This window comes from Streptomyces sp. NPDC047042, assembly GCF_040644035.1.
Classification (GTDB): Bacteria; Actinomycetota; Actinomycetes; order Streptomycetales; family Streptomycetaceae; genus Streptomyces.
The window spans coordinates 175,168-197,813 of sequence record NZ_JBEYVP010000007.1 but is presented as its reverse complement, the minus strand read 5'-3'; the positions used below and the strand labels follow the sequence as shown (position 1 = coordinate 197,813).

General features: G+C 69.7%; 22 protein-coding genes and 2 pseudogenes. 14 read left to right on the top strand and 10 right to left on the bottom strand.

Annotated features, from left to right (window positions below; translation table 11 throughout):
- Positions 1–136: 136 nt before the first annotated feature.
- The 5 genes and pseudogenes from trpS to ABZ855_RS10055 form a co-directional block, all read right to left on the bottom strand.
- Entirely contained in the window at positions 137–1,150 is a 1,014-nt protein-coding gene (gene trpS / locus ABZ855_RS10075) for a tryptophan--tRNA ligase (RefSeq protein ID WP_360803863.1), read from the bottom strand.
- A gap of 227 nt (positions 1,151–1,377) precedes the next feature.
- Positions 1,378–2,826 (bottom strand): glycine hydroxymethyltransferase, encoded by a 1,449-nt coding sequence (locus ABZ855_RS10070; protein ID WP_360803860.1) that lies wholly within the window; start codon positions 2,824–2,826, stop codon positions 1,378–1,380.
- A gap of 836 nt (positions 2,827–3,662) precedes the next feature.
- Positions 3,663–3,827, bottom strand: a pseudogene (locus ABZ855_RS10065) (glutathionylspermidine synthase family protein); the annotation flags it as partial.
- Between the two features lie 285 nt (positions 3,828–4,112).
- A pseudogene (locus ABZ855_RS10060) lies at positions 4,113–5,105 on the bottom strand (glutathionylspermidine synthase family protein); the annotation flags it as partial.
- Between the two features lie 7 nt (positions 5,106–5,112).
- Positions 5,113–5,478 (bottom strand): hypothetical protein, encoded by a 366-nt coding sequence (locus tag ABZ855_RS10055; protein ID WP_360803857.1) that lies wholly within the window; start codon positions 5,476–5,478, stop codon positions 5,113–5,115.
- Between the two features lie 182 nt (positions 5,479–5,660).
- Here ABZ855_RS10055 and ABZ855_RS10050 point away from each other — a divergent pair, with 182 nt between their 5' ends.
- A complete protein-coding gene (locus ABZ855_RS10050) occupies positions 5,661–6,506 on the top strand; it encodes a hypothetical protein (protein ID WP_360804195.1) in 846 nt (281 codons plus the stop codon).
- Between the two features lie 96 nt (positions 6,507–6,602).
- Here ABZ855_RS10050 and ABZ855_RS10045 read toward each other — a convergent pair whose 3' ends face one another.
- Positions 6,603–7,361 (bottom strand): DUF3050 domain-containing protein, encoded by a 759-nt coding sequence (locus tag ABZ855_RS10045; RefSeq protein WP_360803854.1) that lies wholly within the window; start codon positions 7,359–7,361, stop codon positions 6,603–6,605.
- Positions 7,362–7,571: 210 nt separating this feature from the next.
- On the opposite strand from ABZ855_RS10045, the gene ABZ855_RS10040 reads away from it, so the two are divergent.
- The 6 genes from ABZ855_RS10040 (at position 7,572) to ABZ855_RS10015 (ending at position 15,854) form a co-directional block, all read left to right on the top strand.
- On the top strand, positions 7,572–8,204 hold the full coding sequence (locus ABZ855_RS10040; RefSeq protein ID WP_360804192.1) for an antibiotic biosynthesis monooxygenase: 633 nt from the start codon (positions 7,572–7,574) through the stop codon (positions 8,202–8,204).
- A gap of 46 nt (positions 8,205–8,250) precedes the next feature.
- On the top strand, positions 8,251–10,446 hold the full coding sequence (pabB, locus tag ABZ855_RS10035) for an aminodeoxychorismate synthase component I (RefSeq protein ID WP_360803851.1): 2,196 nt from the start codon (positions 8,251–8,253) through the stop codon (positions 10,444–10,446).
- On the top strand, positions 10,443–12,053 hold the full coding sequence (locus ABZ855_RS10030) for an AMP-binding protein (protein WP_360803848.1): 1,611 nt from the start codon (positions 10,443–10,445) through the stop codon (positions 12,051–12,053). The genes pabB and ABZ855_RS10030 overlap by 4 nt, the downstream gene beginning before the upstream one ends.
- 86 nt (positions 12,054–12,139) lie before the next feature.
- Positions 12,140–13,726 carry a class I adenylate-forming enzyme family protein gene (locus ABZ855_RS10025; protein WP_360803845.1) on the top strand — a complete coding sequence of 529 codons (1,587 nt, stop codon included), beginning with the start codon at positions 12,140–12,142 and terminating at the stop codon, positions 13,724–13,726.
- On the top strand, positions 13,723–14,952 hold the full coding sequence (locus ABZ855_RS10020; protein WP_360803842.1) for an FAD-dependent monooxygenase: 1,230 nt from the start codon (positions 13,723–13,725) through the stop codon (positions 14,950–14,952). The genes ABZ855_RS10025 and ABZ855_RS10020 overlap by 4 nt, the downstream gene beginning before the upstream one ends.
- Before the next feature lie 74 nt (positions 14,953–15,026).
- Complete coding sequence (locus ABZ855_RS10015; protein WP_360803839.1) at positions 15,027–15,854, top strand: aminotransferase class IV; 828 nt, start codon at positions 15,027–15,029, stop codon at positions 15,852–15,854.
- A gap of 76 nt (positions 15,855–15,930) precedes the next feature.
- Here the strand turns inward: ABZ855_RS10015 and ABZ855_RS10010 are convergent, their stop codons facing one another.
- Entirely contained in the window at positions 15,931–16,422 is a 492-nt protein-coding gene (locus ABZ855_RS10010) for a carboxymuconolactone decarboxylase family protein (protein ID WP_360803836.1), read from the bottom strand.
- A 55-nt stretch (positions 16,423–16,477) separates the two neighbouring features.
- Positions 16,478–16,789 (bottom strand): hypothetical protein, encoded by a 312-nt coding sequence (locus tag ABZ855_RS10005; protein ID WP_360803833.1) that lies wholly within the window; start codon positions 16,787–16,789, stop codon positions 16,478–16,480.
- A gap of 290 nt (positions 16,790–17,079) precedes the next feature.
- On the opposite strand from ABZ855_RS10005, the gene ABZ855_RS10000 reads away from it, so the two are divergent.
- The 5 genes from ABZ855_RS10000 (at position 17,080) to ABZ855_RS09980 (ending at position 19,766) form a co-directional block, all read left to right on the top strand.
- On the top strand, positions 17,080–17,901 hold the full coding sequence (locus tag ABZ855_RS10000; RefSeq protein WP_360803830.1) for a helix-turn-helix transcriptional regulator: 822 nt from the start codon (positions 17,080–17,082) through the stop codon (positions 17,899–17,901).
- A complete protein-coding gene (locus ABZ855_RS09995; RefSeq protein WP_360803827.1) occupies positions 17,898–18,095 on the top strand; it encodes a DUF397 domain-containing protein in 198 nt (65 codons plus the stop codon). The genes ABZ855_RS10000 and ABZ855_RS09995 overlap by 4 nt, the downstream gene beginning before the upstream one ends.
- A gap of 201 nt (positions 18,096–18,296) precedes the next feature.
- Positions 18,297–18,620, top strand: coding sequence for a hypothetical protein (locus ABZ855_RS09990; RefSeq protein WP_360803824.1), 324 nt, complete (start codon positions 18,297–18,299; stop codon positions 18,618–18,620).
- Positions 18,621–18,737: 117 nt separating this feature from the next.
- Positions 18,738–19,181, top strand: a complete 444-nt coding sequence (locus ABZ855_RS09985) for a hypothetical protein (protein WP_360803821.1) — start codon at positions 18,738–18,740, stop codon at positions 19,179–19,181.
- Positions 19,182–19,226: 45 nt separating this feature from the next.
- On the top strand, positions 19,227–19,766 hold the full coding sequence (locus ABZ855_RS09980) for a hypothetical protein (RefSeq protein ID WP_360803818.1): 540 nt from the start codon (positions 19,227–19,229) through the stop codon (positions 19,764–19,766).
- 46 nt (positions 19,767–19,812) lie between these two features.
- On the opposite strand, the gene ABZ855_RS09975 is transcribed toward ABZ855_RS09980, so the two are convergent.
- Positions 19,813–20,235 carry a hypothetical protein gene (locus tag ABZ855_RS09975; protein WP_360803815.1) on the bottom strand — a complete coding sequence of 141 codons (423 nt, stop codon included), beginning with the start codon at positions 20,233–20,235 and terminating at the stop codon, positions 19,813–19,815.
- Positions 20,236–20,397: 162 nt separating this feature from the next.
- Between ABZ855_RS09975 and ABZ855_RS09970 the strand changes: the two genes are divergently transcribed.
- Together ABZ855_RS09970 and ABZ855_RS09965 are read left to right on the top strand one after the other, a co-directional pair.
- The gene (locus ABZ855_RS09970) at positions 20,398–20,667 is read left to right on the top strand and encodes a hypothetical protein (protein ID WP_360803812.1); all 270 of its coding nucleotides are present in this window, start codon (positions 20,398–20,400) and stop codon (positions 20,665–20,667) included.
- Positions 20,660–21,271: a DUF6879 family protein gene (locus tag ABZ855_RS09965; protein WP_360803809.1), complete on the top strand. Its 612-nt coding sequence runs from the start codon at positions 20,660–20,662 to the stop codon at positions 21,269–21,271. Before ABZ855_RS09970 ends, ABZ855_RS09965 begins: the two co-directional genes overlap by 8 nt.
- 204 nt (positions 21,272–21,475) lie before the next feature.
- Here the strand turns inward: ABZ855_RS09965 and ABZ855_RS09960 are convergent, their stop codons facing one another.
- Positions 21,476–22,615, bottom strand: a complete 1,140-nt coding sequence (locus ABZ855_RS09960) for a DUF5954 family protein (RefSeq protein ID WP_360803806.1) — start codon at positions 22,613–22,615, stop codon at positions 21,476–21,478.
- Between the last annotated feature and the right edge of the window lie 31 nt (positions 22,616–22,646).

Below are 22,646 nucleotides of genomic sequence, written 5' to 3'. Positions count from 1 at the left end.
CTGCGGGCAGGCGCAACCATAGTGATGTGCAGCGCTCTGATGCCGCGTCGTACACAGTGCGGTGGTACTGGTACCCGTGGGACTGCGGTTCAGTGCCCGCAGTCTCGGGGACAGTGTCCGGGGTCGATCTCCGGGGTCAGTGTTTGGCGGGCAGGAAGCCGACTCTCTCGTACGCCTGGGCGAGTGTCTCCGCGGCGACGGCCCTGGCCTTCTCCGCGCCCTTGGCGAGGATCGAGTCGAGGGTCTCCGGGTCGTCCAGATACTGCTGGGTGCGCTCCCGGAACGGCGTCACGAAGTCGACCACGACATCGGCGAGGTCCACTTTCAGCGCACCGTAGCCCTTGCCGTCGTACTTCCGCTCGAGTTCGGCGATGTCGATGCCAGTGAGCGTCGAGTAGATGCCGAGCAGGTTGCTGATGCCGGGCTTCTCCTGCGGGTCGAAGCGGATCACGGTGTCCGTGTCCGTGACCGCGCTCTTGACCTTCTTGGCGGTGGTCTTCGGATCGTCGAGCAGGTTGATGAGGCCCTTGGGCGTGGACGCCGACTTGCTCATCTTGATCGACGGGTCCTGAAGGTCGTAGATCTTCGCCGTTTCCTTCAGGATGTACGGCTTCGGGATCGTGAAGGTCTCGCCGAAGCGGCCGTTGAAGCGCTCGGCGAGGTCACGGGTCAGCTCGATGTGCTGGCGCTGGTCCTCGCCGACCGGCACCTCGTTCGCCTGGTAGAGGAGGATGTCGGCGACCTGGAGGATCGGGTACGTGAACAGGCCGACGCTCGCCCGGTCGGCGCCCTGCTTGGCGGACTTGTCCTTGAACTGGGTCATCCGGGACGCCTCGCCGAAGCCGGTGAGGCAGTTCATGATCCAGGCGAGCTGGGCGTGCTCGGGGACGTGGCTCTGGGCGAACAGCGTGCAGCGGTCGGGGTCGAGGCCGGCCGCGAGGAGCTGGGCGGCGGCCAGCCGGGTGTTGGCCGTGAGCTCCTTCGGGTCCTGCGGGACCGTGATCGCGTGCAGGTCGACGACCATGTAGAACGCGTCGTGGGACTCCTGCAGGGCCACCCACTGGCGCACGGCGCCGAGGTAGTTGCCGAGGTGGAACGAGCCTGCGGTGGGCTGGATTCCGGAGAGCACGCGCGGTCGGTCTGAGGCCATGTTTCTCATTGTCTCAGAGGTACGGGGGTGGTTTCGGTACGCGGGGAGGTGCGGGCCGGTGGGGGTTTGTCGCGCAGTTCCCCGCGCCCCTGGGTGGGCTCAGTCCAGGTCGCACGGATAGCTGCGGGCCGGTGGGGGCCGGTCGCGCAGTTCCCCGCGCCCCTAGGTGGGGAGCTGCGGGCCGGTGGGGGTTGGTCGCGCAGTTCCCCGCGCCCCTGGGGGTGGGCTCAGCCCAGGTCGATTTCCGGGTAGAGGGGGAAGCCCGCCACCAGGTCCGTCGCCCTGGTCGCGATCTCGTCGGAGATCTTCGCGTCCAGGACGTGCGACGCCTTCGACGGGGCGCCCGACTTGGTCGTGCCGGGCTCGGCGGCCGTGAGGACGCGGTCGATCAGGCCGGCCACCTCGTCCATCTCCGCCGTTCCCAGGCCCCGGGTGGTGAGGGCCGGGGTGCCGATGCGGATGCCGGACGTGTACCAGGCGCCGTTCGGGTCGGCCGGGATGGCGTTGCGGTTGGTGACGATGCCCGAGTCGAGGAGCGCGGTCTCGGCCTGGCGGCCGGTGAGGCCGTAGGAGGAGGCGACGTCGATCAGGTTGAGGTGGTTGTCGGTGCCGCCGGTGACCAGGGTGGCGCCCCGGCTCATCAGGCCCTCGGCGAGGGCGCGGGCGTTGTCGACGACACGCTGGGCGTAGTCCTGGAACGCGGGGCGGCGGGCCTCGGCGAGGGCGACGGCCTTGGCGGCCATGACGTGCGGGAGGGGGCCGCCGAGGACCATCGGGCAGCCGCGGTCGACCTGGTCCTTGAGGGAGTCGTCGCACAGGACCATGCCGCCGCGCGGGCCGCGCAGCGACTTGTGGGTGGTGGTCGTCACGATCTGGGCGTGCGGGACCGGGTCGAAGTCGCCGGTGAGGACCTTGCCGGCGACGAGGCCCGCGAAGTGCGCCATGTCCACCATCAGCGTGGCGCCGACCTCGTCGGCGATCTCGCGCATGATCCGGAAGTTCACGAGGCGGGGGTAGGCGGAGTAGCCGGCGACGATGATCAGCGGCTTGAAGTCGCGGGCGGTGACGCGCAGCGCCTCGTAGTCGATCAGGCCGGTGGCCGGGTCGGTGCCATAGGAGCGCTGGTCGAACATCTTGCCGGAGATGTTGGGGCGGAAGCCGTGGGTGAGGTGGCCGCCGGCGTCGAGGGACATGCCGAGCATGCGCTGGTTGCCGAAGGCCTGACGCAGCTCGGCCCAGTCGGCCTCGGTGAGGTCGTTGACCTGGCGGGCGCCGGTCTTCTCGAGGAAGGGGGCCTCGACGCGGTCGGCGAGGACGGACCAGAAGGCGACGAGGTTGGCGTCGATGCCGGAGTGCGGCTGGACGTAGGCGTGGGCCGCGCCGAAGAGTTCGCGGGCGTGCTCGGCGGCGAGGGATTCGACGGTGTCGACGTTGCGACAGCCGGCGTAGAAGCGGCGGCCCACGGTGCCCTCGGCGTACTTGTCGCTGAACCAGTTGCCCATGGCGAGGAGGGTGGCCGGGGAGGCGTAGTTCTCGGAGGCGATCAGCTTGAGCATCTCGCGCTGGTCGCTGACCTCCTGGCCGATGGCGTCGGCCACACGCGGCTCGACGGCACGGATCACATCGAGGGCGGCACGGAAGGCGGTGGACTCGTGGGAGAGGGGCTCGGCAGACATGGGGACCTCCGGACGTGGCGTTCGGCGTTCACGGCTCGGCCCAGGCGCACGGCACTGACTCTCGGATCCGGACGGCGAGTACCGCCGGGCCCTGGGGCCGCTTCCCGATGGTCGGTCCCATCCCAGCGCGCCAGTCACGGCCCACGCCCAGCGTACCGGCCGGGCGAGAGGCGGGGGCCGCGCTGTCCAACATGCGAGCGGGGCCGCTGGCGCGGGGGCGGGGGGCTTCGGGGGGCGGGGTGGGCTTCGAGGGGCGGCGTGGTTGCCGGTGGGCGGGGGTGGGCGTCGTGGTTGCCGGTGGGCGGGGGTGGGCGGCGTGGTTGCCAGTGCGTGCTGGTGAGTGCCGGTGAGTGTCAGCGGGCTCCGGTGGGCGGGGCGCGGGTGGGCGCGGGTGGGCGCGGGTAAGCACGGCAGGCGCCGATGGGCGCGGCGGACGCGGCGGACGCCGGCGAGTGTGAGCGGGCGCCAGCCGGGCGCCAGTGGGCGCGGTGGGGCTGGCGGGCGCGGCAGGCGCGGTGAGTGTCAGCGGATGCCGTCCCGGGCGCCGGTGGGCGCAGCAGGCGCCGACGGGCGCGGCGGACGCCGGTGAGTGCCAGCGGACGCCGGCCGGACGCCGGTGGAGGCAGCAGGCACCGACGGGCACGGTGAGCGCCGACAGGCGCGGCAGGCGCCGGTGACTGTCAGCGGACGCCGGCCGGGCGCCGGTGGAGGCAGCAGGCACCGACGGGCACGGTGAGCGCCGACGGGCGCGGCAGGCGCGGCAGGCGCCGGTGACTGTCAGCGGATGCCAGCCTGGCGCCGGTGGTCGCCGCAGGCGCCGACGAGCGCGGCGAGCGTTACAGGATGACGTGGGGCAAAAAGCGGGCGTACTCGTCGGTGATCGGACCGTCCGACTCTCGGATGCCGAGACCCGCCGACTCGCCTGCGACGACCCAGGCGCCGAGGACGACGTGGTTGCCGTCAAAGGTGGGCAGGTCCGCCAACTGCTGGTAGCAGCAGGGGCCTTGGAGGGCGGACTCGGAGGGCGCGCGGGATGTGGTGGGCGCGGCGGAGGCCGCAGGCGCAGCAGACGCGGCGTGCATCTCGGATGCCACAGGCGCCGCAGGCGCGGTCGGCGCCACAGACACGGTCGGCGCCACAGGCGCGGTCGGCGCCACAGACACCGCAGGCCCGGCGGGCACCGCAAGCGCGGCGGGCACCGCAGGCCCGCTCGGCGCCGCACGCCCGCTCGGCGCCGCAGGCCCGCTCGGCGCCGCAGGCCCGCTCGGCGCCGCAGGCGCAAGGAGTGGCCTGTGGATGGTTACGCCCGCGCCCTCTCTGCCCAGCAGTGGCTTCTTGACGTAGCCGGTCGTGTGGGCCAGTTCCCCTGCGCCGTTCAGGTACGCGGGGAGGAGGTTCGGGTGGTCGGGATAGAGCTCCCAGAGGATGGCCAGCAGCGCCTTGTTGCTGAGCAGCATCTTCCAGGCCGGTTCGATCCACAGCGTGCTGCCCGTGCCGCCGCCGTTGTCCAGGGTGGCGAGGACCTGGTCGGCGAACTCGTCCGTGGTGAGCCACTCCCACGGGTACAGCTTGAAGCAGCTGCGGATGAACCGGAGTTGGTTGTCGACGAAGCGCCCGGAGAGCGGGTCCCAGCCGATCTCCTCCATGGGGATCCAGTCGGTGTCGAGGCCCGCCTGTTCCGCCGTCTCCTTCAGGTAGGCGACGGTCATCAGGTCCTCGCCGAGTTCGTCGGCGGCGGAGTGCGCGAAGTGGAGGGGGCTGCCGGGCGGGAGGAGCTCTGCCTGTTTCCGCCAGGCGTCGACCAGGCGTTCGTGCAGGGAGTTCCACTGGTCGGCGCCGGGGAAGCGGTCCTCCATCCAGAACCACTGGGCGGACGCCGCCTCCACCAGGGAGGTGGGGGTGTCGGCGTTGTACTCGAGCAGCTTCGCGGGGCCCGTACCGTCGTAGCGCAGGTCGAACCTGCCGTAGAGGGACGGGAGTTCGGCCCGACGGTGCCAGGCCTCGGCGACCGCCGCCGCGACGCGCGGGTCGGTGATCCCCAGCTCGGCGAAACGGTTCTCCGTGACGATGTGCTCGGCTGCGGCGAGACACATGGCGTGGAGTTCCTCGACCACCTCCTCCAGCGCCTCCACCTCCGGGAGCGAGAAGACGTAGTACGCGCTCTCGTCCCAGTAGGGGCGCAGCGTGCCGTCGGGGAGGCGGGTGAGCGGGTAAATGAGCCCCTGCGCCTCGACGGTCTGCTGCCAGCCGGGGCGGGGCTCGATCGTGTGGCGCCGCATGCCGGGCTCAGCCGCCCGAGCCGGAGTCGCCGCCGCCGAAGCCGCCGCGGTGGACGCCGGTACGGCTGTCGTCGTCGCCGCTTCCTCCGCCGCTCGAACTTCCGCCGCCCGAACGGGACTCGGTGAAGGAGCCGCCCTTCACCCAGCCGGACTTCTTCTTGCCACCGTAGTAGTGGGCGCCGTTGACCGACGTGACGGTCTTGCAGTTCTTCTCGGCGACGACCTTGTAGCCCTTGGCGGCGCGGTAGCTGTCGCGGTCGACGCAGCGCTTGTCGGGGTCGTCCGAGGAGCACGCGGTGAGGGCGGCGGCGAGGAGGCCCATGCCGCCGAGTACGACGGTGCCCGAGCGGAGCCGTCTGCGCGTGTCAGCCATGTTCGTGTCTCCCCGTTTTCCCCGTTGTGGTGTTTCGCCCGGCTCAGCCTAAAGATCGCCCGAGGGCCGGGCTCGGCTGACCCCCTGTTCCTACCGCCCGCTCCTCCACGCCCCACCTCTCACCTCCCTCCTACCGCCGCCCTCCACTCCGCCCCACCTAGAGTCACCGTGTGCTCTTCGGAATGGTGTGCGCGCTCGGCGCGGCGGTCTGCTTCGGTACGGCGACGGTGTTGCAGGCGATGGCCGCGCGGGCGGCGGCCGCCGCTCCCACCGACTCGCGCGAGAGCCCACGCGGCGGGCCGGGCGGCGACGCGGCGTTGCTGTTGCGGGCGTTGCGGCAGTGGCGGTACATCGCGGGACTGACCCTGGACGGGCTCGGCTTCCTCTTCCAGATCGCCGCGCTGCGTTCCCTTCCGATCTACGCCGTCGGCGCGGCGTTGGCCGCGAGTCTCGCCGTCACCGCGGTGGTCGCCGCCCGCCTGCTTCGGGTGCGGCTGAGCGGGGTGGAGTGGGCCGCCGTGGGGGTGGTGTGCGCGGGGCTGGGCATGCTGGGGCTGTCCTCCGGGACGGAGGGCGAGCGGGCCGGGTCGGACGCGCTCAGGTACGCGATGCTCGCGACCGCGGTGGGGGTGCTGGTGCTGGGGTTGCTGGGCGGGCGGTTGCCGGAGCGGGGGCGGGGGCTGCTGCTCGGGTTGGGGGCGGGGTTCGGGTTCGGGGTGGTCGAGGTCTCGGTGCGGCTCGTCGATGAGCTGTCGGTGGGGGCGCTGGTGGCGAACGCGGCGGTGTACGCGCTGGTGGTGGGGGGTGCGGGGGCGTTCCTGGCGTTGACTTCGGCGTTGCAGCGGGGGGCGGTGACCGTGCCTACGGCGGGGATGGTGATCGGGGAGACGATCGGGCCGGCGGTGATCGGGGTTGTGTGGCTGGGGGATCGTACGCGGGAGGGGTTGGGGTGGCTGGCGGTGGCGGGGTTCGGGGTGGCGGTGGTGGGGGCGTTGGCGCTGGCACGGTTCGGTGAGGCACCGGACTGAGGCTCGCCCCCGCAGGTTGGGTACGCGGGCCGGCACGGAGAGGTTCGAGGGCGCCAGGCAAACGGGGTGGAAACGGGTGGGTGGGTGGGAAACCCACTACTCCATCACCCCCACCACCCCATCCCACAACCGCACCCTCGCCTCCAACGCATCCGTCGCCGTCTCCGCCGCCTCCGCCCAGTGGGCGTCACTCGTGCCGCACAGGTCCGCCACCATCTGCATGGCCATCGGGGTGTGTTCCTCGCCGTCGACCTCGATGTGCCGGGAGAGGTAGTCGCGGAACAGGGGGAACCTGTCCGTGCCCTCCTCCTTGATCACCTGGTCGAACATGTCGGGGATGAGGTCCTCGCGGGAGAACGCGAACGCCGCCGCCCGGCAGTGCAGTGGCCGGTCGTTGATGATCTCGAACGTGGTGCGGACGAACTCGGCGGCGGGGCCCGGCACTTGGGCGACACGCAGCGCCGAGTCCACATCGTGCCCCTCCCCCACCAGACCGATGAACGCGTCGAGCCGGGACGTGTCCGCCCCCGCCTCGCCCATCCCGGCGCGGTACAGCTCGAAGTGGCTGGTGAAGCCGCCGTTCAGCTCGTCGCTCTCCTCCACGAGCACGATGTCGTTGATGAGGCGCCGGCTCACCTCCGACCCGCGCGGCACCCAGGGGACGTCGACGCAGGTCAGCTCCCGCTGCAGCGACTTGAGCAGGGACATGAAATCCCAGACCGCGAACGCATGGTGCTCCATGAACGTCGCCATGTGTTCCCTGGTGTTTATCCGCCGGTAAATCGGGTGGGCGGTCACTTCTTTCCGCACCGGCTCGATCACGGACCTGGCCCGCTCGATTCCTTCGTGGGTCATATCCCAGTCGTACCTGGACATGAAATCTCCCTCGCGTCGGTCGAATGGCGATCGTGCAGCTTCACCACTCCTCCGGGCAAGCCCTTTCGTCAATTCCGAAAAAGTTACCCCGAGTATCGCTCGAAAGAGCGCAGAAAGATACCCTAAAGAGTGACAAAAAGCCACCTTGCGGACATCTTTGAGGAGGTTTCGAAAATCTTGGTTGAAGCTTTGAGTGCGATCGCTTCGGGCTCCGTATACGACGGGGTGACCAGGAATCCCGTCACCGTCACGGTGGCGTATCAAGTGATCCCGGGCCGCGAGACCGAGTTCCACTCCTGGGGGTGGGCCATGCTGCGCGCAAAGGCGCGTGAGCAGGGTTTTCTGGGGGGTGGTGTACTTGTCGACGGAGAGGCGGAGTGGCATGTGGTCTACCGCTTCGACAGTGAGAGTTCGGCGCTGGCCTGGGAAAACTCCGTCAGTTGGGCACAGTGGGCGGCCAGGGCGGACGGGCTCGCCCGGGAGACGGGGCGCCGGCGCATCCAGGGCTCCAAGGCGTGGTTCGACTCCCAGACCGACTTACCGGCCACCGCCGCGGCGCCCGCTCCGCCACGCCCGCCGGACAAATGGAAGCTCTGGTTCGTGAATATGAGCGCGGTTTTTCCACCCGTGCTTGTATTCAATCTGACCATTCTGCCGTTCCTCGGCGGTGTCAATGCACTCATTCGTACTCTGCTGCTGTGTCTGGCCGTGACGGCACTCGTCACCTGGATCCTCATGCCGCGTCTGCAGCGTTTCTTCAAGAAATGGCTCTACCCGCCGCTCCAGGCACTCCGTGGACGGCACAAAAGGCGAACCGCATGATCGACGGCATGGTAGACGGCATGAACGACGCAAGGGAGGTGGGCGGGTGAAGACCCTGCTCATCGACAATTATGACTCGTACACGTACAACCTGTTCCAGCTGATCGCCGAGGTCAACGGCGAGGAGCCGGTGGTGATCCGTAACGATGCGCCGACCAGCGGATTCGACACTCTCGTGGAATTCGACAACATCGTCGTCTCACCCGGTCCCGGTCACCCGGGCACCCCTCGCGACTTCGGGATCAGCGCACGTGTACTGGCCGAGTCCCGGATCCCTGTCCTCGGCGTCTGCCTCGGTCACCAGGGGATCGCGCTCGGCGAGCAGGGCGGGATCGTGCCCGCGCCCGAGCCCCGCCACGGGCATCTCTCGACGATCCGGCACGACGAGCAGGACCTCTTCAAGGGGCTGCCGCAGCACTTCACCGCCGTGCGCTACCACTCCCTGTCGGTGCGCGAGCCGCTCCCCGAGACCCTGGAGGCCACCGCCTGGGCCGAGGACGGCGTCCTGATGGGCCTGCGGCACCGTACGCGCCCCCTGTGGGGAGTGCAGTTCCACCCGGAGTCGGTCCTCACCGAGTACGGCCGCCGCATGTTCATGAACTTCCGCAACCTCACGGCGGAACGCGCCCGCAAGCTCCGTACGAAGAACACCGCCGTCACCCGCAGCGCGGCGGCGATGCCCGAGTCCCCCTCCCCGGTGCTCGTCCCGCGCACCCCCCGCATCCCCGCCCAGCGCCGCTCCGCGCGACCACGCCCCACCCACCGGCTGCACACCCGCCGGATCGCCTCCGCGGTGGACACGGAGGCCGCGTTCGGCCGGATGTACGCGGGCTCACCGCGCTCCTTCTGGCTGGACAGTTCACAGGTCGAGAAGGGACGCTCCCGGTTCTCGTTCTTCGGGGACGGGTCAGGCCCGCTCGCCGAGTTCGTGCGGTACGACGTCACGAGCGGCGTCTGTGAGATCGAGCGGGAGGGGCGGCCCGCGCGCAAGGTCCGGGCGAGCGTCTTCGACTATCTGAAGCGGCAGTTGACGAGTCGTCAGGTCGATGCCACAGGGCTGCCCTTCGACTTCACCGGCGGATACGTCGGCTTCTTCGGGTACGAGACGAAGGCCGACTGCGGGGCCTCGCCCAACGTCCACCGGGCCCAAACCCCTGACGCCTGCTGGCTGTTCGCCGACCGGCTGATCGCGGTGGACCACCAGGAGGGCTACACGTACGCCGTCTGCGTCGCCGAGGACACCCCGCAGGCCACGCTGGAGGCCGCCGACTGGCTCGACAGCGCGCTGGCCCAGCTCACCTTCGTGTCCGGCGAGCAGCCGGCACCGCCCGTGCCCACCGCCGAGCCCGATCCCGCGGCCGCCGAACCGTGGCTGGTGCGCGACCGGTCCACCTATCTCGCCGACATCGAGGCCTGCCAACGGGAGTTGGCCGCCGGGACGAGTTACGAGGTCTGTCTGACCAACGCGGCCCGCATGCCCGCCCCCAAGGACGCGTACGACTACTACCGCGTCCTGCGCCGCGTCAACCCGGCGCCGTACGCGGCCTTCCTGCGGTTCGGGGACCTCGAGGTGGCCGGCTCCTCCCCCGAGCGGTTCCTGCGGATCACCCGTGACGGCATGGCCGAGGCCAGACCCATCAAGGGCACCGCGCCCCGGGGCGTCGACCAGGAGGAGGACGAACTCCTGCGCGACTCGCTCGCCGCCGACGACAAGACACGCGCCGAGAACCTGATGATCGTCGACCTGCTCCGCAACGACCTGGGCCAGGTCTGCCGCACCGGCACGGTACGCGTCTCCCGGCTGATGGTCGCCGAGACGTACGCCACCGTGCACCAGCTCGTCTCCTACGTCGAGGGGCGGCTGCGCGAGGGCACCGACGCGGTGGACGCCGTCCGTGCCTGCTTCCCCGGCGGCTCCATGACCGGCGCGCCCAAGCTCCGCACCATGGAGATCATCGACTCGCTGGAGACGGAGGCGCGGGGCGTGTACTCCGGCGCCCTCGGCTACCTGGGGTGCAGCGGCGGCGCGGATCTCAACATCGTCATCCGGACCGCCGTGATCGCCGACGGCGAGATGCAGTTGGGCGCCGGCGGCGCGATCGTCCTGGCCTCGGACCCGGTCGCCGAGTACGACGAGATGCTGCTGAAGACGGCCGCGCAGATGCGGGCCTACCAGGAGTACGAGCGGGGGCGCGAAGAGCGCTCGTCGCTGTCGGCCACCGCGGAGGAGGCCACCCGATGACGACCCAGCAGGACTTCACTGCCACCACCGCTCCCTTCACACCCGCGCCCGATCCCGCACTCGCTGACGCCGGCGCCGGCGCCCCCGGGAACCTAGCCGCGCATCTCGCCGACCTCGCCGGGCGGCGCGGCTGGAACGACCGGCCCGCCTTCCACCAGAGCCAGCAGGGGCACCGCTCCTGGACGCACGGCGAGGTGCACGAGCTGGCCGCCCGTACGGCGACGGTGCTCGCCCGGCACGGAGTGGGCGCGGGCGACCGGGTCGTCCTCGCGCTGCCCGACGGCATCACGTGGGTGACCGCGTTCCTCGCCATCGCCCGGCTCGGTGCCGTGGCCGTCCTGGTCAACCCCGAACTTCCGCCCGCCGACCACGCGTTCATGACCGAGGACACCGAAGCGGTGCTGTGCGTGACCGGGCCCTGGCTGGAGGAGGGCGAGGGCGAGGGCGGGCGATTCGCGGGGCGTCCCCTCCTGGGCGCCGATCAGCTCGCCGCCCTCGCGCCCACCGTCGAACCGGCCACCGCCGCCCACCCGGTGGACGCGCACACGCCGTTATACGTGCAGTACACCTCCGGAACTACCGGTCGTCCCAAGGGAGTTGTGCACTGTCACGGCGATCCGAAGACCTACCACGACCTCATCGGGCGCCGTCTGCTGCGGATCACCGAGGACGACGTCACCCTCTCCGTGTCGAAGCTGTACTTCGCCTACGGCTTCGGCAACGCCTTCGCCTTCCCGCTCTTCTCCGGCTCGTCGGCCGTCCTGGTGGACCGCCGTCCGAGCCCGGCGGCCGTGGACGAACTCGTCGCCCGGCACCGGGTGACGCTGCTCTACTCGGTGCCGTCCGCGTACGCGGCGCTGGTCGCCGACCGGGGCAACGGCCACCAGGGCTGCTTCGCCTCCGTACGGGCCGCCGTGTCGGCCGGTGAGGGGCTGCCGGACGGGCTCGGGCAGCAGATCGGCGAGCTGCTCGGCGCGCCCGTCCTGGAGCAGATCGGCTCCACGGAGGCCGGGCACGCCTTCTGCGCCAACAGCCTCGACCACAACCACCCCGGTACGGTCGGCCGCCCCGTCCCCGGTTTCGAGATCGAACTGCGTGACCGCGCCGGGCGCGCACTGCGTGCCGGCAAGGAAGCCGAGGGCGTCGAGGGTGAACTCTGGGTGCGGGGGCCCACGTTGACGAGCGGCTACCTCAACCGGCCCGACGAGACGGCCCGTTCACTGGTCGACGGCTGGCTCGCCACCCGGGACCGGGCGGTACGCGAACCGGACGGCAGCTACCGGCATCTGGGCCGCGCCGACGACATGGAGATGGTCGGCGGCATCACGGTCTCGCCGCTGGAGGTGGAGGCCGTCCTGCGCGCCCATCCGGCGGTGAAGGAGATCGCCGTGGCCGCACTCACCGACGAGCGGGGCTTCAGCAGGCTGCGTGCCTTCGTCGTGCCCACCGGACCGGCCGGCACGGGCCTGGAGGCCGAGCTCATCGAGCTGGCCCGCACCCGTCTCGCCGCCTTCAAGGTCCCCCGGAGCGTCAGCTTCGTCCCGTCGCTGCCCCGCACCTCGACCGGGAAACTCCGCCGCCATCTGGTCCGCCAGGGCGCCTGGTGACCCCCACGGCCACCGTAAGAAGTGCCGTCACCGCAGTCACCGCAGCCATCGCAACCCCCCGCAGTACTTCAGAAGGGAACGGGCGCATGCCACAGCCGCAGCCCCTGCTCGCCGAGCGCGGTTTCTATCTGGGCCCGGTCTTCCGGCGGGCCGCCGACCGCCACGGGGCCGTCTTCGTCACCCTGGACCGGCCGCTCGACGTCAGCCCCGAGGCCGGGGTCGACCTCAGCTACTCGCAACTGGCCGATCTGGTCGAGGAGTTGTCGGCGCGGCTGTGGGCGGCCGGGGTGCGGCCCTCGGAGGAGGTGGTCGTCCACAAGACGGACAACGTCGACATCGTGCTGCTGACCTGTGCCGTCTCCCGTATCGGCGCGGTCCCCGTCCTGCTGTCCCCCGGTCTCGCCGGACCGGTCGTCGGCCAGCTGCTGGCCCGGCTGCACCGCCCCTGGCTGCTGACCGACAGAGCCAAACTCACCGGCCCGCTCGCCGAGTTGGACCTTGCCCCGCTGGTCCGCCGGACGCTCGCGGTGGACGCCGAGGCCGGCGCCGACGTACCCGGCGCGGAACCGCTGGCGATGTACGCGGGTGCCGACCCCGTCGCCCCGGTCCGCCTCCACCCCCGCGAACCCGCCCTGATCACCCACAGTTCGGGCACCACCGGCATCCCCAAGCTCGCCGTGCACTGCGCGAACACCATGTGGAACCGGCTCGTACCGCAGCAGGCGATGGGCTGGCCCACGCGAGGTGAGACGGCCGCGCTGCACATGTCGTTCGTGCACTCGCGCTTCTACCATCTCCTCGGCGTGCTCCTGCACTTCGGCAGTCCGCTGCTCCTGATCACCGACCCGACCCCGGCCGCCGTCGGCCCGCTGCTGGCCCGCCACCGCCCGGGCATCGTGGAGACCCACCCCAACACCTTCGTCCTGTGGGAGGAGTTGGCGGACGCGCCGGGCCAACCCCTGTCGCGCGTACGGTCGTACGGGTCGACGTTCGACGCGATCCACCCGCGGACCGTACGACGGCTGCTGGGCGCCTCGAAGCGGCGTAGCGCCTGGCTGATCCAGCTGTACGGGCAGAGCGAGACCGGTCCCGTCGCCTTCCAGTGGTTCACCCGGCGCAGCGCGGCGAAGGCGGACGGCCGCCGGGTCGGGATCGGGATTCCCGGCTTCACCCGGGTCCGCGTCACGGACGACGACGGCCGGCCCGCCGCACCCGGCAAACCCGGTCGCATCGAGGCCCGTACGCGCGGACGCATCCTCACCTACCTCGGCGCGCGCGAGCAGTACCGGCGCCAGCTCGACGGCGGCGGGTGGTGGCAGATGGGCGACATGGGCTACCGGAGCCGGCTCGGCGCGCTGTACCTCATCGACCGCGAGATCGACCAGATCGACTCCGTGCACAGCAACCTCGAGGTCGAGGACACGCTGATGGACCGGCTGGAGGAGCTGCGCGAGGTCGTCATCGTGCCGGGCGCCGACCGTGAGCCGGTGCCCGTGGTCTGCGTACGGGACGAGATGCCGCTGGACCCGGACCGCTGGCGTCAGGCGACCGCCGACCTGCCGACGATGGCCGAGCCCCGGCAGTGGCGGTTCGAGGAGCTGCCGATGACGGCGACCTGGAAGGTGAAACGGGTGGAGATCACCCGCATGCTGGCCGAGAGCGCACGCGCATGAGCTCCGCAGACCCCGCGGCCGAGCGCGTACTGGTCGTCGGAGCGGGCCCCGTCGGTCTCTCCGCGGCCCTCGGACTGCGCGCCCACGGTCTGCCCGTCCTCCTCCTGGAGGCGGACCCGGAGGACCGTCAACGCCCGGGCAGCCGCGCCCTGTTCGTGCATCGCGAGACCCTGCGGCTGCTGGACGGGATGCGCCCGGGCCTGGCCGCCGAGTTCGCGTCGTACGGACGGACGTGGCACACCCGGCGCACGCTGTACCGGGGCCGCGAGGTCTACTCCCGCACCTTCCCCGAGCAGCCGAGGACGCCCACGGCCACCCCGCCCCCCTTCACCAGCCTGCGCCAGGTCGACACGGAGCGCTTCCTGCGCGCCGCCTGCCGGGAAGCGGGCGTGGAGTTCGCGTGGGGCGTGCGGGTGACGGGCGTACGGTCCTCGCCGACCGGGGTCACCCTCACCGACGCCGACGGCGGCGTCTGGCACGGCACCCATGTCGTGGCCGCCGACGGCGCCCGCTCCGCCGTACGGGCGGAGTTGCGGATCCCCATGGAGGGCACCCGCTCGGCGGGGTTCCATGTGGTCGTGGACGTCGCCGACATCCCCGGGGCCGAACTCCCCCTGGAGCGCGTCTTCCACTACGAACACCCGGGCGTGGGCGGCCGCAGCGTGATGCGGGTGCCGTTCACCGGCGGCTTCCAGGTCGACCTCCAGTGCCGCGACGACGACGCCCAGGAGGCGTACGGCACGGAGGAAGCCGTACGGAACTGGCTGCCGGAGGTCCTGGAGGCGCCCGGATACGGGTCGCAGATCCTGTGGGTGTCGACGTACCGCTTCCTGCGCAAGGTCGCCGACGCGTTCACGGACAAGCACCGGCGGGTGCTGCTCGTCGGGGAGGCGGCGCATCTGTTCCCGCCGTTCGGGGCGCGCGGCATGAACAGCGGGATTGCGGACGCGGCGGCTGCGGCGGACGCCATCGCGGCGGTGTCCAGGACGGGACTGGTGGGAGCGGTCGCCGAGTTCGCCGAAATACGGCACGCGGCGGCCGTGTTCAACAGCGCCGCCGCCGGCAACGCCCTGGACCACCTGCGGCCCCGGCGGCGGATCGTCCGGGCGAAGCAGCGCGCGGCGGCGGCCCTCGCACCGGTGCTGCCGTGGTGCGGATCGTGGCTGGAACACGCGCCGTACGGTCCCCGCAACGGGGCACCCGCGGTGGCGGGCCGCAAGTACTGACCAGCGTGTACGTGTGTACGCGCGTATGTATGTACACGTGTACGTATGTACCGAGGTATCGAGAAGAGCACTTGATGACGCAACCAGCAACACAAGCAGCGCCTGCGGAGGGGCTGTTGACGTGGACGCCCCGCCGTGGACTGACCGGCCCGGACGCGCACGGTTTCGTTCCGGCGATCGGTGAGCGACTGGCGGTCGCCGACTCGTGGCTGCTGCGCGACGGCCGGGTACGCGCCCTCGGCCGGCACCGGGAGCGTTTCCTGCGCGCGTGCGGTGACTCCGGCGGCCCTTCGCTGCGCCAGCTGATCGATTTCTGGCGGGACATGACCGACGCGCTGCCGCGCACCGGAGAATGGTTTCCCCGGGTCGAACTGGGCGCGGAATCAAGGGAGTTGAGACTGCTCCTCCGCCACGCCCCCACCCTCGGCACGGGTGTACGGGCCTGGGCGGCGGGCCAGATCGACCCGCGTACCGTCCCTCGCCGCAAGGGCCCCGACCTGGACATCCTGGCCCGGGTCAGGCACCGGGCGTCCACCGCGGGAGCGGACGAGGCGCTGCTGATCGCGCCCTCGGGCGTGGTCCTGGAGGGCGCCACCACCAGCATCCTGTGGTGGGAGGACGACACCCTGTGCCTGCCCTCGCCGCAACTCCCCGTCCTGGCCGGCGTCACCTCGGCGCTCATCCAGGAGCGGGCCCAGCGCACCGGCGTCCGCGTGGCCCACCGCGAACGCACCCTCGCCGACCTGACCGGCCGCGAGGTGTGGCTCGTGAACGCCCTGCACGGAATCCGCCCGGTGACGGAATGGACGGGCGGCGGCGAACCCCCTCTCAGGGCGGGCCCGGCGCCACGCGCGAGCGAATGGCGCACATGGCTGGAGAACCTGGCGGAGCCGCTTCTCTAAACACCGGCGGAGTGTACGAAAAAAGGAAGGGCAGGACGAAGAGAATTCGCCCTGCCCGGCTTTTCCATTCCCGAATTCAGCTGGTCTTCTGCACCGGCTGATAACCCCCGGGAACCATGCGCGTCGCGATGGCGATCCGGTTGTACGCGTTGATGACGGTGGCGGCCCAGATCAACGCCGCAACCTGCGCCTCATCAAACACGGCGGCGGCCTCGGCGTACACGTCGTCGGGCACGTGCCCGTCGTGCACCAGGGTCACGGCCTCGACCAACGCCAGTGCGGCACGCTCCCGTTCGGTGAAGAAGGGGGTCTCCCGCCAGGCGTTCAGCGCGTAGATCCGCTGCTCGGTCTCACCGGCCGCACGGGCGTCCTTGGTGTGCATGTCGAGGCAGAACGCACAGCCGTTGATCTGGGAGGCGCGAATCCGGATGAGCTCGAGAATCTCGGGTTCGACCTTGGCATCCTGAGCGGCGGAAACGGCGGCACCGTGCAGGGCACCCATCGAGGCGGAGACGTCGGGGGTGATTTTCTTGAGGGCGACGCGGGATATTGGTTCGGTGGTGGTCATGAGAATACTGTAACCGTTGATGAGGACTCCGGGATCCGGAATTCCCCTGAATTGATCAGGCTTCATGGTCCCGCCGCTGATGGGAGCGGAGCAGTACGTTCGCATCCGTCTCCCCGCTCCAGTCGAACCCGCCACGGGCGGCGGCACGCCGGGCGTCGAGTTCGGCACACTCCGCACAGCCGGGAACCGGCACCGGCGGACGGCACATCTCGCGTCCCGGGGCGTTCACCGGTTCCGCCCGGTTGCGCGCGGCCTGGTCGTTGGCGGCGCGAACCTTGGCGCTCAGCTGCTCGGCAGGGGTCGCGGGGCGCACATCAGCGGGGGCCGCCTCCCACTCCCGGCCACCTCCGAGCGGGCGGAGCAACAAATACGGGCCGGCCTTCGCCCGGTACTCCCCGACCCTCTCCGACCCTCTCCGACCGCACGTCGTACAGAACCGCTCCGGCCTCCGGGGCCGCCGTCCCCGCACACTTGTCAGTCTCCACGCGCTTCTCCAGGTCGAAGTGTCCCTGTGCCCCTTTGGAGTGGGCAACTACTGGTTGTCAGGACAGCGTTGCGCTCCGCTGGGTAGCTTCACCAGGGAGAACGCCATGACCTGACCGGGGTCATGGGAGGTCGCCATGACCGGGATCCGGTCATGCCGGAGGAGGTTTGCGCATGGCTGTCGAGACCGACCCCGCACCCGACCCGACGAAGTCCCTCCTGGCCTTCTTCGGCACGGAGTTAGCCCGCATCCGTACCAAGCTGGGCCTGTCGCAGGAGCAGACGGCACGACTCGCCCACACCACCCAGTCGATGATCTCGAAGGTGGAGGCGGCGAAACGGGTCCCGTCCTTGGACCTCGCGCGCGACCTGGACCTCGCCTTGAAGACGGACGGGCACTTCGCGCGGCTGCATCCGCTGGTCATCCGCTACGCGTATCCGTCCTGGTTCCTGCCGTTCGTGGAGCTGGAGGGGGACGCCACATCCATCCAGTCGTTCCAGAACCAGGTCTTCCACGGCCTGTTGCAGACAGAGGCCTATGCACGCGCGATGCTGCTCACCGTCCGCCCGGACAACCTGGATGACCTGGTGGCTGCCCGAATGACGCGCCAGGAGATCTTCGAACGCGAGGAACGCCCTCGAACCTGGTTCATCGTCGACGAGTACGTTCTCATGCGTCACATCGGCGGCGAGGCCGTGATGCGAGCCCAGTTCGAGCACCTCTTGGCAGCGGGTCAACACCCACGCACGGTGATCCAGGTCATCCCTCGGACGGTGGTCGCGCATCCTGGGCTGGCAGGCCCGTTCACTGTCCTCGGGTTCGACGAAGGGCCGGACGTGCTCCACGTCGACGGCTTCTCTCCGGGACGAACAGCTCTCGGCCAGGACGAGGTGACCGAGGGAATCCGAGCCTATGATCTGCTCAGGGCGGTTGCCCTGTCGCCCGACGCATCGGCCGAGTTGATCCGCAGGCATCTGAAGGAGCTGGACACATGATCAACGCAAGCGAGCTGTCTGTTGTGTGGCGCAAGAGCAGCTACAGCAGCACCAACGGCGGTGAGTGCCTCGAAGTCGGCGACGGGATGACCAACCTCGTCCCCGTCCGCGACTCCAAGGCCCCCCACGGCCCGGCCGTCCTCTTCACGGCCGCCGCGTGGGCGTCCTTCGTCGCCGAGGTAAAGGGCGACTGAAGTCCCTCGAAGGTTTCGGGGGTGACCCGCCTAGGCAGCCTCAGGGTGCATTCGGCCTTGCCCTGCTGCTGGGACGACGGATCCACCGGTGGCTACTTCGTCGTGCGGGATTCCGCGCGAACCTGGCCCGCATGCCCACCGAGCGAGACAGCTGTCCTCTTGTTCTCCCCAGAAGAGGCGGACGCCGGAGAGTCTGTCCTCATGCTGATCGTCGGTCTGTCCGACCCGGTGAAGAACCTGCTCCTGCACACTCTGGGCGCGACGGTGGCCGGCGACCGTCTGTTCTGCAGCGAGCGGCACGACTCCACCTACCGGCCACAGCCGAGCGAGGACGTGGAACCGCTGCAGGCCACCTGTTCGCCAGAGAAATTGGGCCGGATTGCCGCCGCCTGGTTCGAGGAGATCGTCCGCCGCCCCATCGTCGCCCCGCCTGGTCCGCGCGGCATACTTCGCCGCCCCAGGCGCTGCTCTGGCCACCGGTCACCGCTGGGTCCGCAACGGCCCCGGCACTGCCTGACGCTGTGACGTCCCCCGCGTGGACCAGGCAGACGGACGGGGCACTTTGCTGAGCTCGGAAGAGCCCGTGGCACTCCCCAGACATATCGAGATCGCATACTGCAATCATGTATAACGACTGGCTCGATGATGACGGCGCGAACAGCCAGCACAGGGCTTTTCTGGACGTCGTGCGTCGCACCTCACCCAACCGGTTACAGGGAGTACGACGCCGCGCTGGAGTGGGCTTTCGTCAACAGGGAATCGGTACTTGAAGCGATCGTTGACGTCATCGACTTCGGAAAGAATCTTCGCCTCAAGGTCCTGGGCGCTACCCTAGTCGGCACCAGTCTCATATGCATGGAACGGAACGACTCCTTCGGGCCTGAACCCAGCAAGGACGTAAAGCCACTCAACGCCACCGGATCACCGGAAGAACTAGGCCGGATCACCGCCGACTGGTTCGAGGAGATCGTCCGCCGCCCGGTCATCCACGCAATGCGCCCTCCGGGAAGGTGGTACTCCGTTGCCCCGGGCACGGCTCTACCGACCGGGCACCGCTGGGCTCGCAACGGCCCCAGCGCCGAATGATGGACGGCATTCCCACGCCGCACCCGGCAGCCGTAAACTGACACAATGGATGACGACTGGTTCGACATAGAAGTTTCCGAGACAAGCGAGCAACAGAGAGTCTTTATTGGCGTTCTACAGGATTTTGCGCGCTCCTGGCCAGAGTGCCCCCCGGATCATACGCTTGTGCTTGCCTATCGCCCCGGCTTGGACGACGAAGAAGACGAACATGAACCAGTCGAACCGGTAAGGGACGACATCTTTGCGAGTGGAGAGGACGTAGTCCGAGCTGTCGTGGACGTGAGTGACCTGAAGAACAAACTTGTCCTCAGGACACTTTGCGCCACCATGGTCGGTGACAGACTCGTGTGCAGCCAGGTGCACGATTCGACCCCCGCCCGCGAGTTCAGCAAAGACGTGGAGTCGCTGGAGGCCACCGGATCGCCTCAGGAGTTGGGGCGGATCGCCGCTGCCTGGTTCGAAGAGATCCTCCGCCGCCCGGTTATCGCCCCACAACGCATCCGCGAGCCGAAGTCGTTCGCCTCTCCAGGGTCACCCCTCCCTCCAGGGTACGTATGGATTCGCAACGCCCCTCACCCCGATTGATAAACAACGCTTACGCCGTCGGTCAGCGACTGGTCGAGCAACGCCCTCAGGGCGGTCTCACAGCGCGCACGGGGAAGAACGGCGTCGATCTCGGGACGGTTGAGCAGGGACAGGGGCACTGGTTGATCGTGTTGCCCGAGGGGCCGGTCGAGCCGCCCGGCTCGAGTTCGTCGAGGAGTCGGCGCAGGTCCACAGCGGCGTCGGGTCGGGCGGCGAGCAGGCGTCGGAGTCGTCCCTGCCATTCGAGGTGCAGTTCGCCGAGCGTCTCCGTGTCATCGAGTTCGGCGGCCGCCAGAGCGTCTTCGCGGGTCGCTTCCAGTTCCGCGACAACAGCCTCGGCTCGCTGCGGCTGCGCTCGGCGCCACAGTTGTGCGAACCCTTCGCGGGTGCGATTCCAGGCGTCGGTTGTCATCAAGGTGACGAGCGTGACTCCAGCGCTCTGCGCGAGTAAGACCGTTTCCGGTTCCACGGTTCCCCCTGTCCAAACCACTTTGCGGATCTTCTTAATATACGCTGACCGAATCGAACCGTCGATATGACCACCCCTGACCAAGTCTGATTTTGACCTGGCGAATCAGATTCGTCGAGTGCTAAATTAGTGAGACTTTGGCCTAATCGAGGGGGCGATGGCATGACCAGGCCGTGGGAAGCCGACCCGACCACTACATTCAAGCGGCGTCTGGGAAAGTCACCACAGGAACTGGGAAACACAACCGACACGCCTGACTGCCCGGACATCTGGGAGCTCGAGAACGGGGACATCGCCGTCATCGGCCGGGATCTCACGGAGTCACTCGGCAGGGAGTTACCGGCCGGCGTCTCGCTCGGGTCCGACGAGCGGCTCGTTGTCATCCCAAGGAACATGTTGGTCGCGGCGAAACCGGATATCCCCAGTGTTTGATTCCTTCCCAGGCAGCCTTTCCGAACGCATGGATCGGCCCACCTACCACGCGGATTTCCATCGAATGCGGAACAGCGGCATTCGCTTCCTGAACAAGCTCGAGCGTGGGCAGAACTTCAAGGAGCGAGGATTCGCCAGCTGGGAGGCCTTCGCCGCCGGAGACTGGGACAGGGCCCTGTCCCTCGTCGACGAGAAACGCGATGTCTACGCACGGCAGTTCCGCGAATCGGCACAGCTGAACATCCTGGAGCGCCGCCTTCGCGTGGTGGATTTCCCTGTCACCCCGTATGTGCAGTGGGAGATGTTCGTTCTGCGCCTGCGAGTAGAGCTGGGCGACAATATCCGGGTGCTCGACGCCCGCAAGATCGCGGACATCGAGAGGGAGCGGCCCGTCCCCGAGGTGGTGATTCTCGGAGACGTCGTCATGTACGAGGTGCGGTACGACGCCGACGGTAACGCCGCGGGAGCCAACCGCTTCGCCGATCGAGCCCTGATCCGGGAAACGCTGGCCGGATTCGACGCGCTGTACGAGCGCGGGGAAGAATTCCACAGCTTCTTCGACAGGGAGATCATTCCCCTTGCCGCACCCGCGGTCGCCCACTGACCCGTCCGCCTCCGACTACCGCCGGGAACCGGCCACGGCAACCGTCCCCCACCTTCCCCAACTTCGCTGTCCCCGGCGGGAGTTGAAGGAGGGGGCCGCTGTCCCAGCCGTAATGCCGGTGGCGTGGTCTCGGGGCACCCTGGCGACCAGGGTGCCCCCGAACTCCCCCTGGCCGTCAGACCTCAGGCCCCCTACCCTCCCCCGTCACCCCTGGGCCCCCTTCCCCCGCCCCTCCCGCACCGCCTTCCGGCGTGCCTCCTCCGCCTCCCACAGCCTCTTCAACTCCAGGCTCCGTGGGCTCAGTTGGACCGGCTCGTCGTCCTCCTCCCGCCACAGGCCCTGTTCCTTGAGCAGGCGGGTCTGCACCTCGACCGGCGGTTCGGGGTCGAAGTCGGAGGGGCGTGGGCCCTCGGGGCCGTCCGGGCCGATCCTGATCAGGCGTTCGACCCGGGTGACCCGGTAGCGGATGCCGTCGACGGTCGCCACGTTGGAGCGTTTCGCGTCGAGGCGGTCGGCGATCAGGGCGTACTCCGCGACCTTCTCCGGGCTCAGCCGCAGGGTGAAGGGGGCCATCACACGCAGCCAGTGAGCCAGGGCGTCCCGGGCGCCCTGAGGTGTGGAGTCGGAGGCGCCGGGGTTGTGGGCCCGCCAACTCCCGTCCACCCGCTCGGAGATCATGTAGACGGCGGGCAGCAGTACTCCGCCGGGGTGCGTGTGGATCGCCCGCCGCGCCTCCTCCCGGACCTCCTGCGGAGCGCCGGGCGTGACGCCGACGAACTGGATGAGGTCCAGTTTCAGGATGCCGTCGGACAGTCCCGTACCCGTGACGGGGTCGACCACGAAGCCCTTGGTGCGCGGCCCCACCCGGTACGCCTCACCGACCTCCGCCGGGTCGGGGTCGGAGGGGCGTGGCGGCTCCGGGCCGTTCGGCCCCATCCGTACGAAGCGTGAGGCCCGTACGATCCGGAAGCGCTCGCCGCGTACCCGCACCTCGTTCACCACCTCCCGGTCCATGCGCAGCGCCGCCGCCATCCACTTGCGCCGGGCGGTCTCGTCCCCGGCGTCCTCGGCCTCCTTGGCCCGCAGCCGGAACACCGAGCCGAGCGAGTCCCGGGAGCCCTGCGGTGTGTCGCTGCCGTAGCCGTAGAGTTCCCAGCCGCCCGCCTCTCGCTCCCTGGCGTGGAAGAACTCCGGGACGCCCACCCCCATCAGGTCGGGATACCGCCGCGCGGCCTCCCCCGCCTCCTGCTCGGCGAAGGCCGCGATCGGGCCCTCCTGGGCGGTGACCCGGATCGTCAGATACGCCGGGACGTCATCCCGGTAGTCGCCCCTGTAGTCGCTCATGCACCGAGCGTGCACACAACGGCCTTGCCCG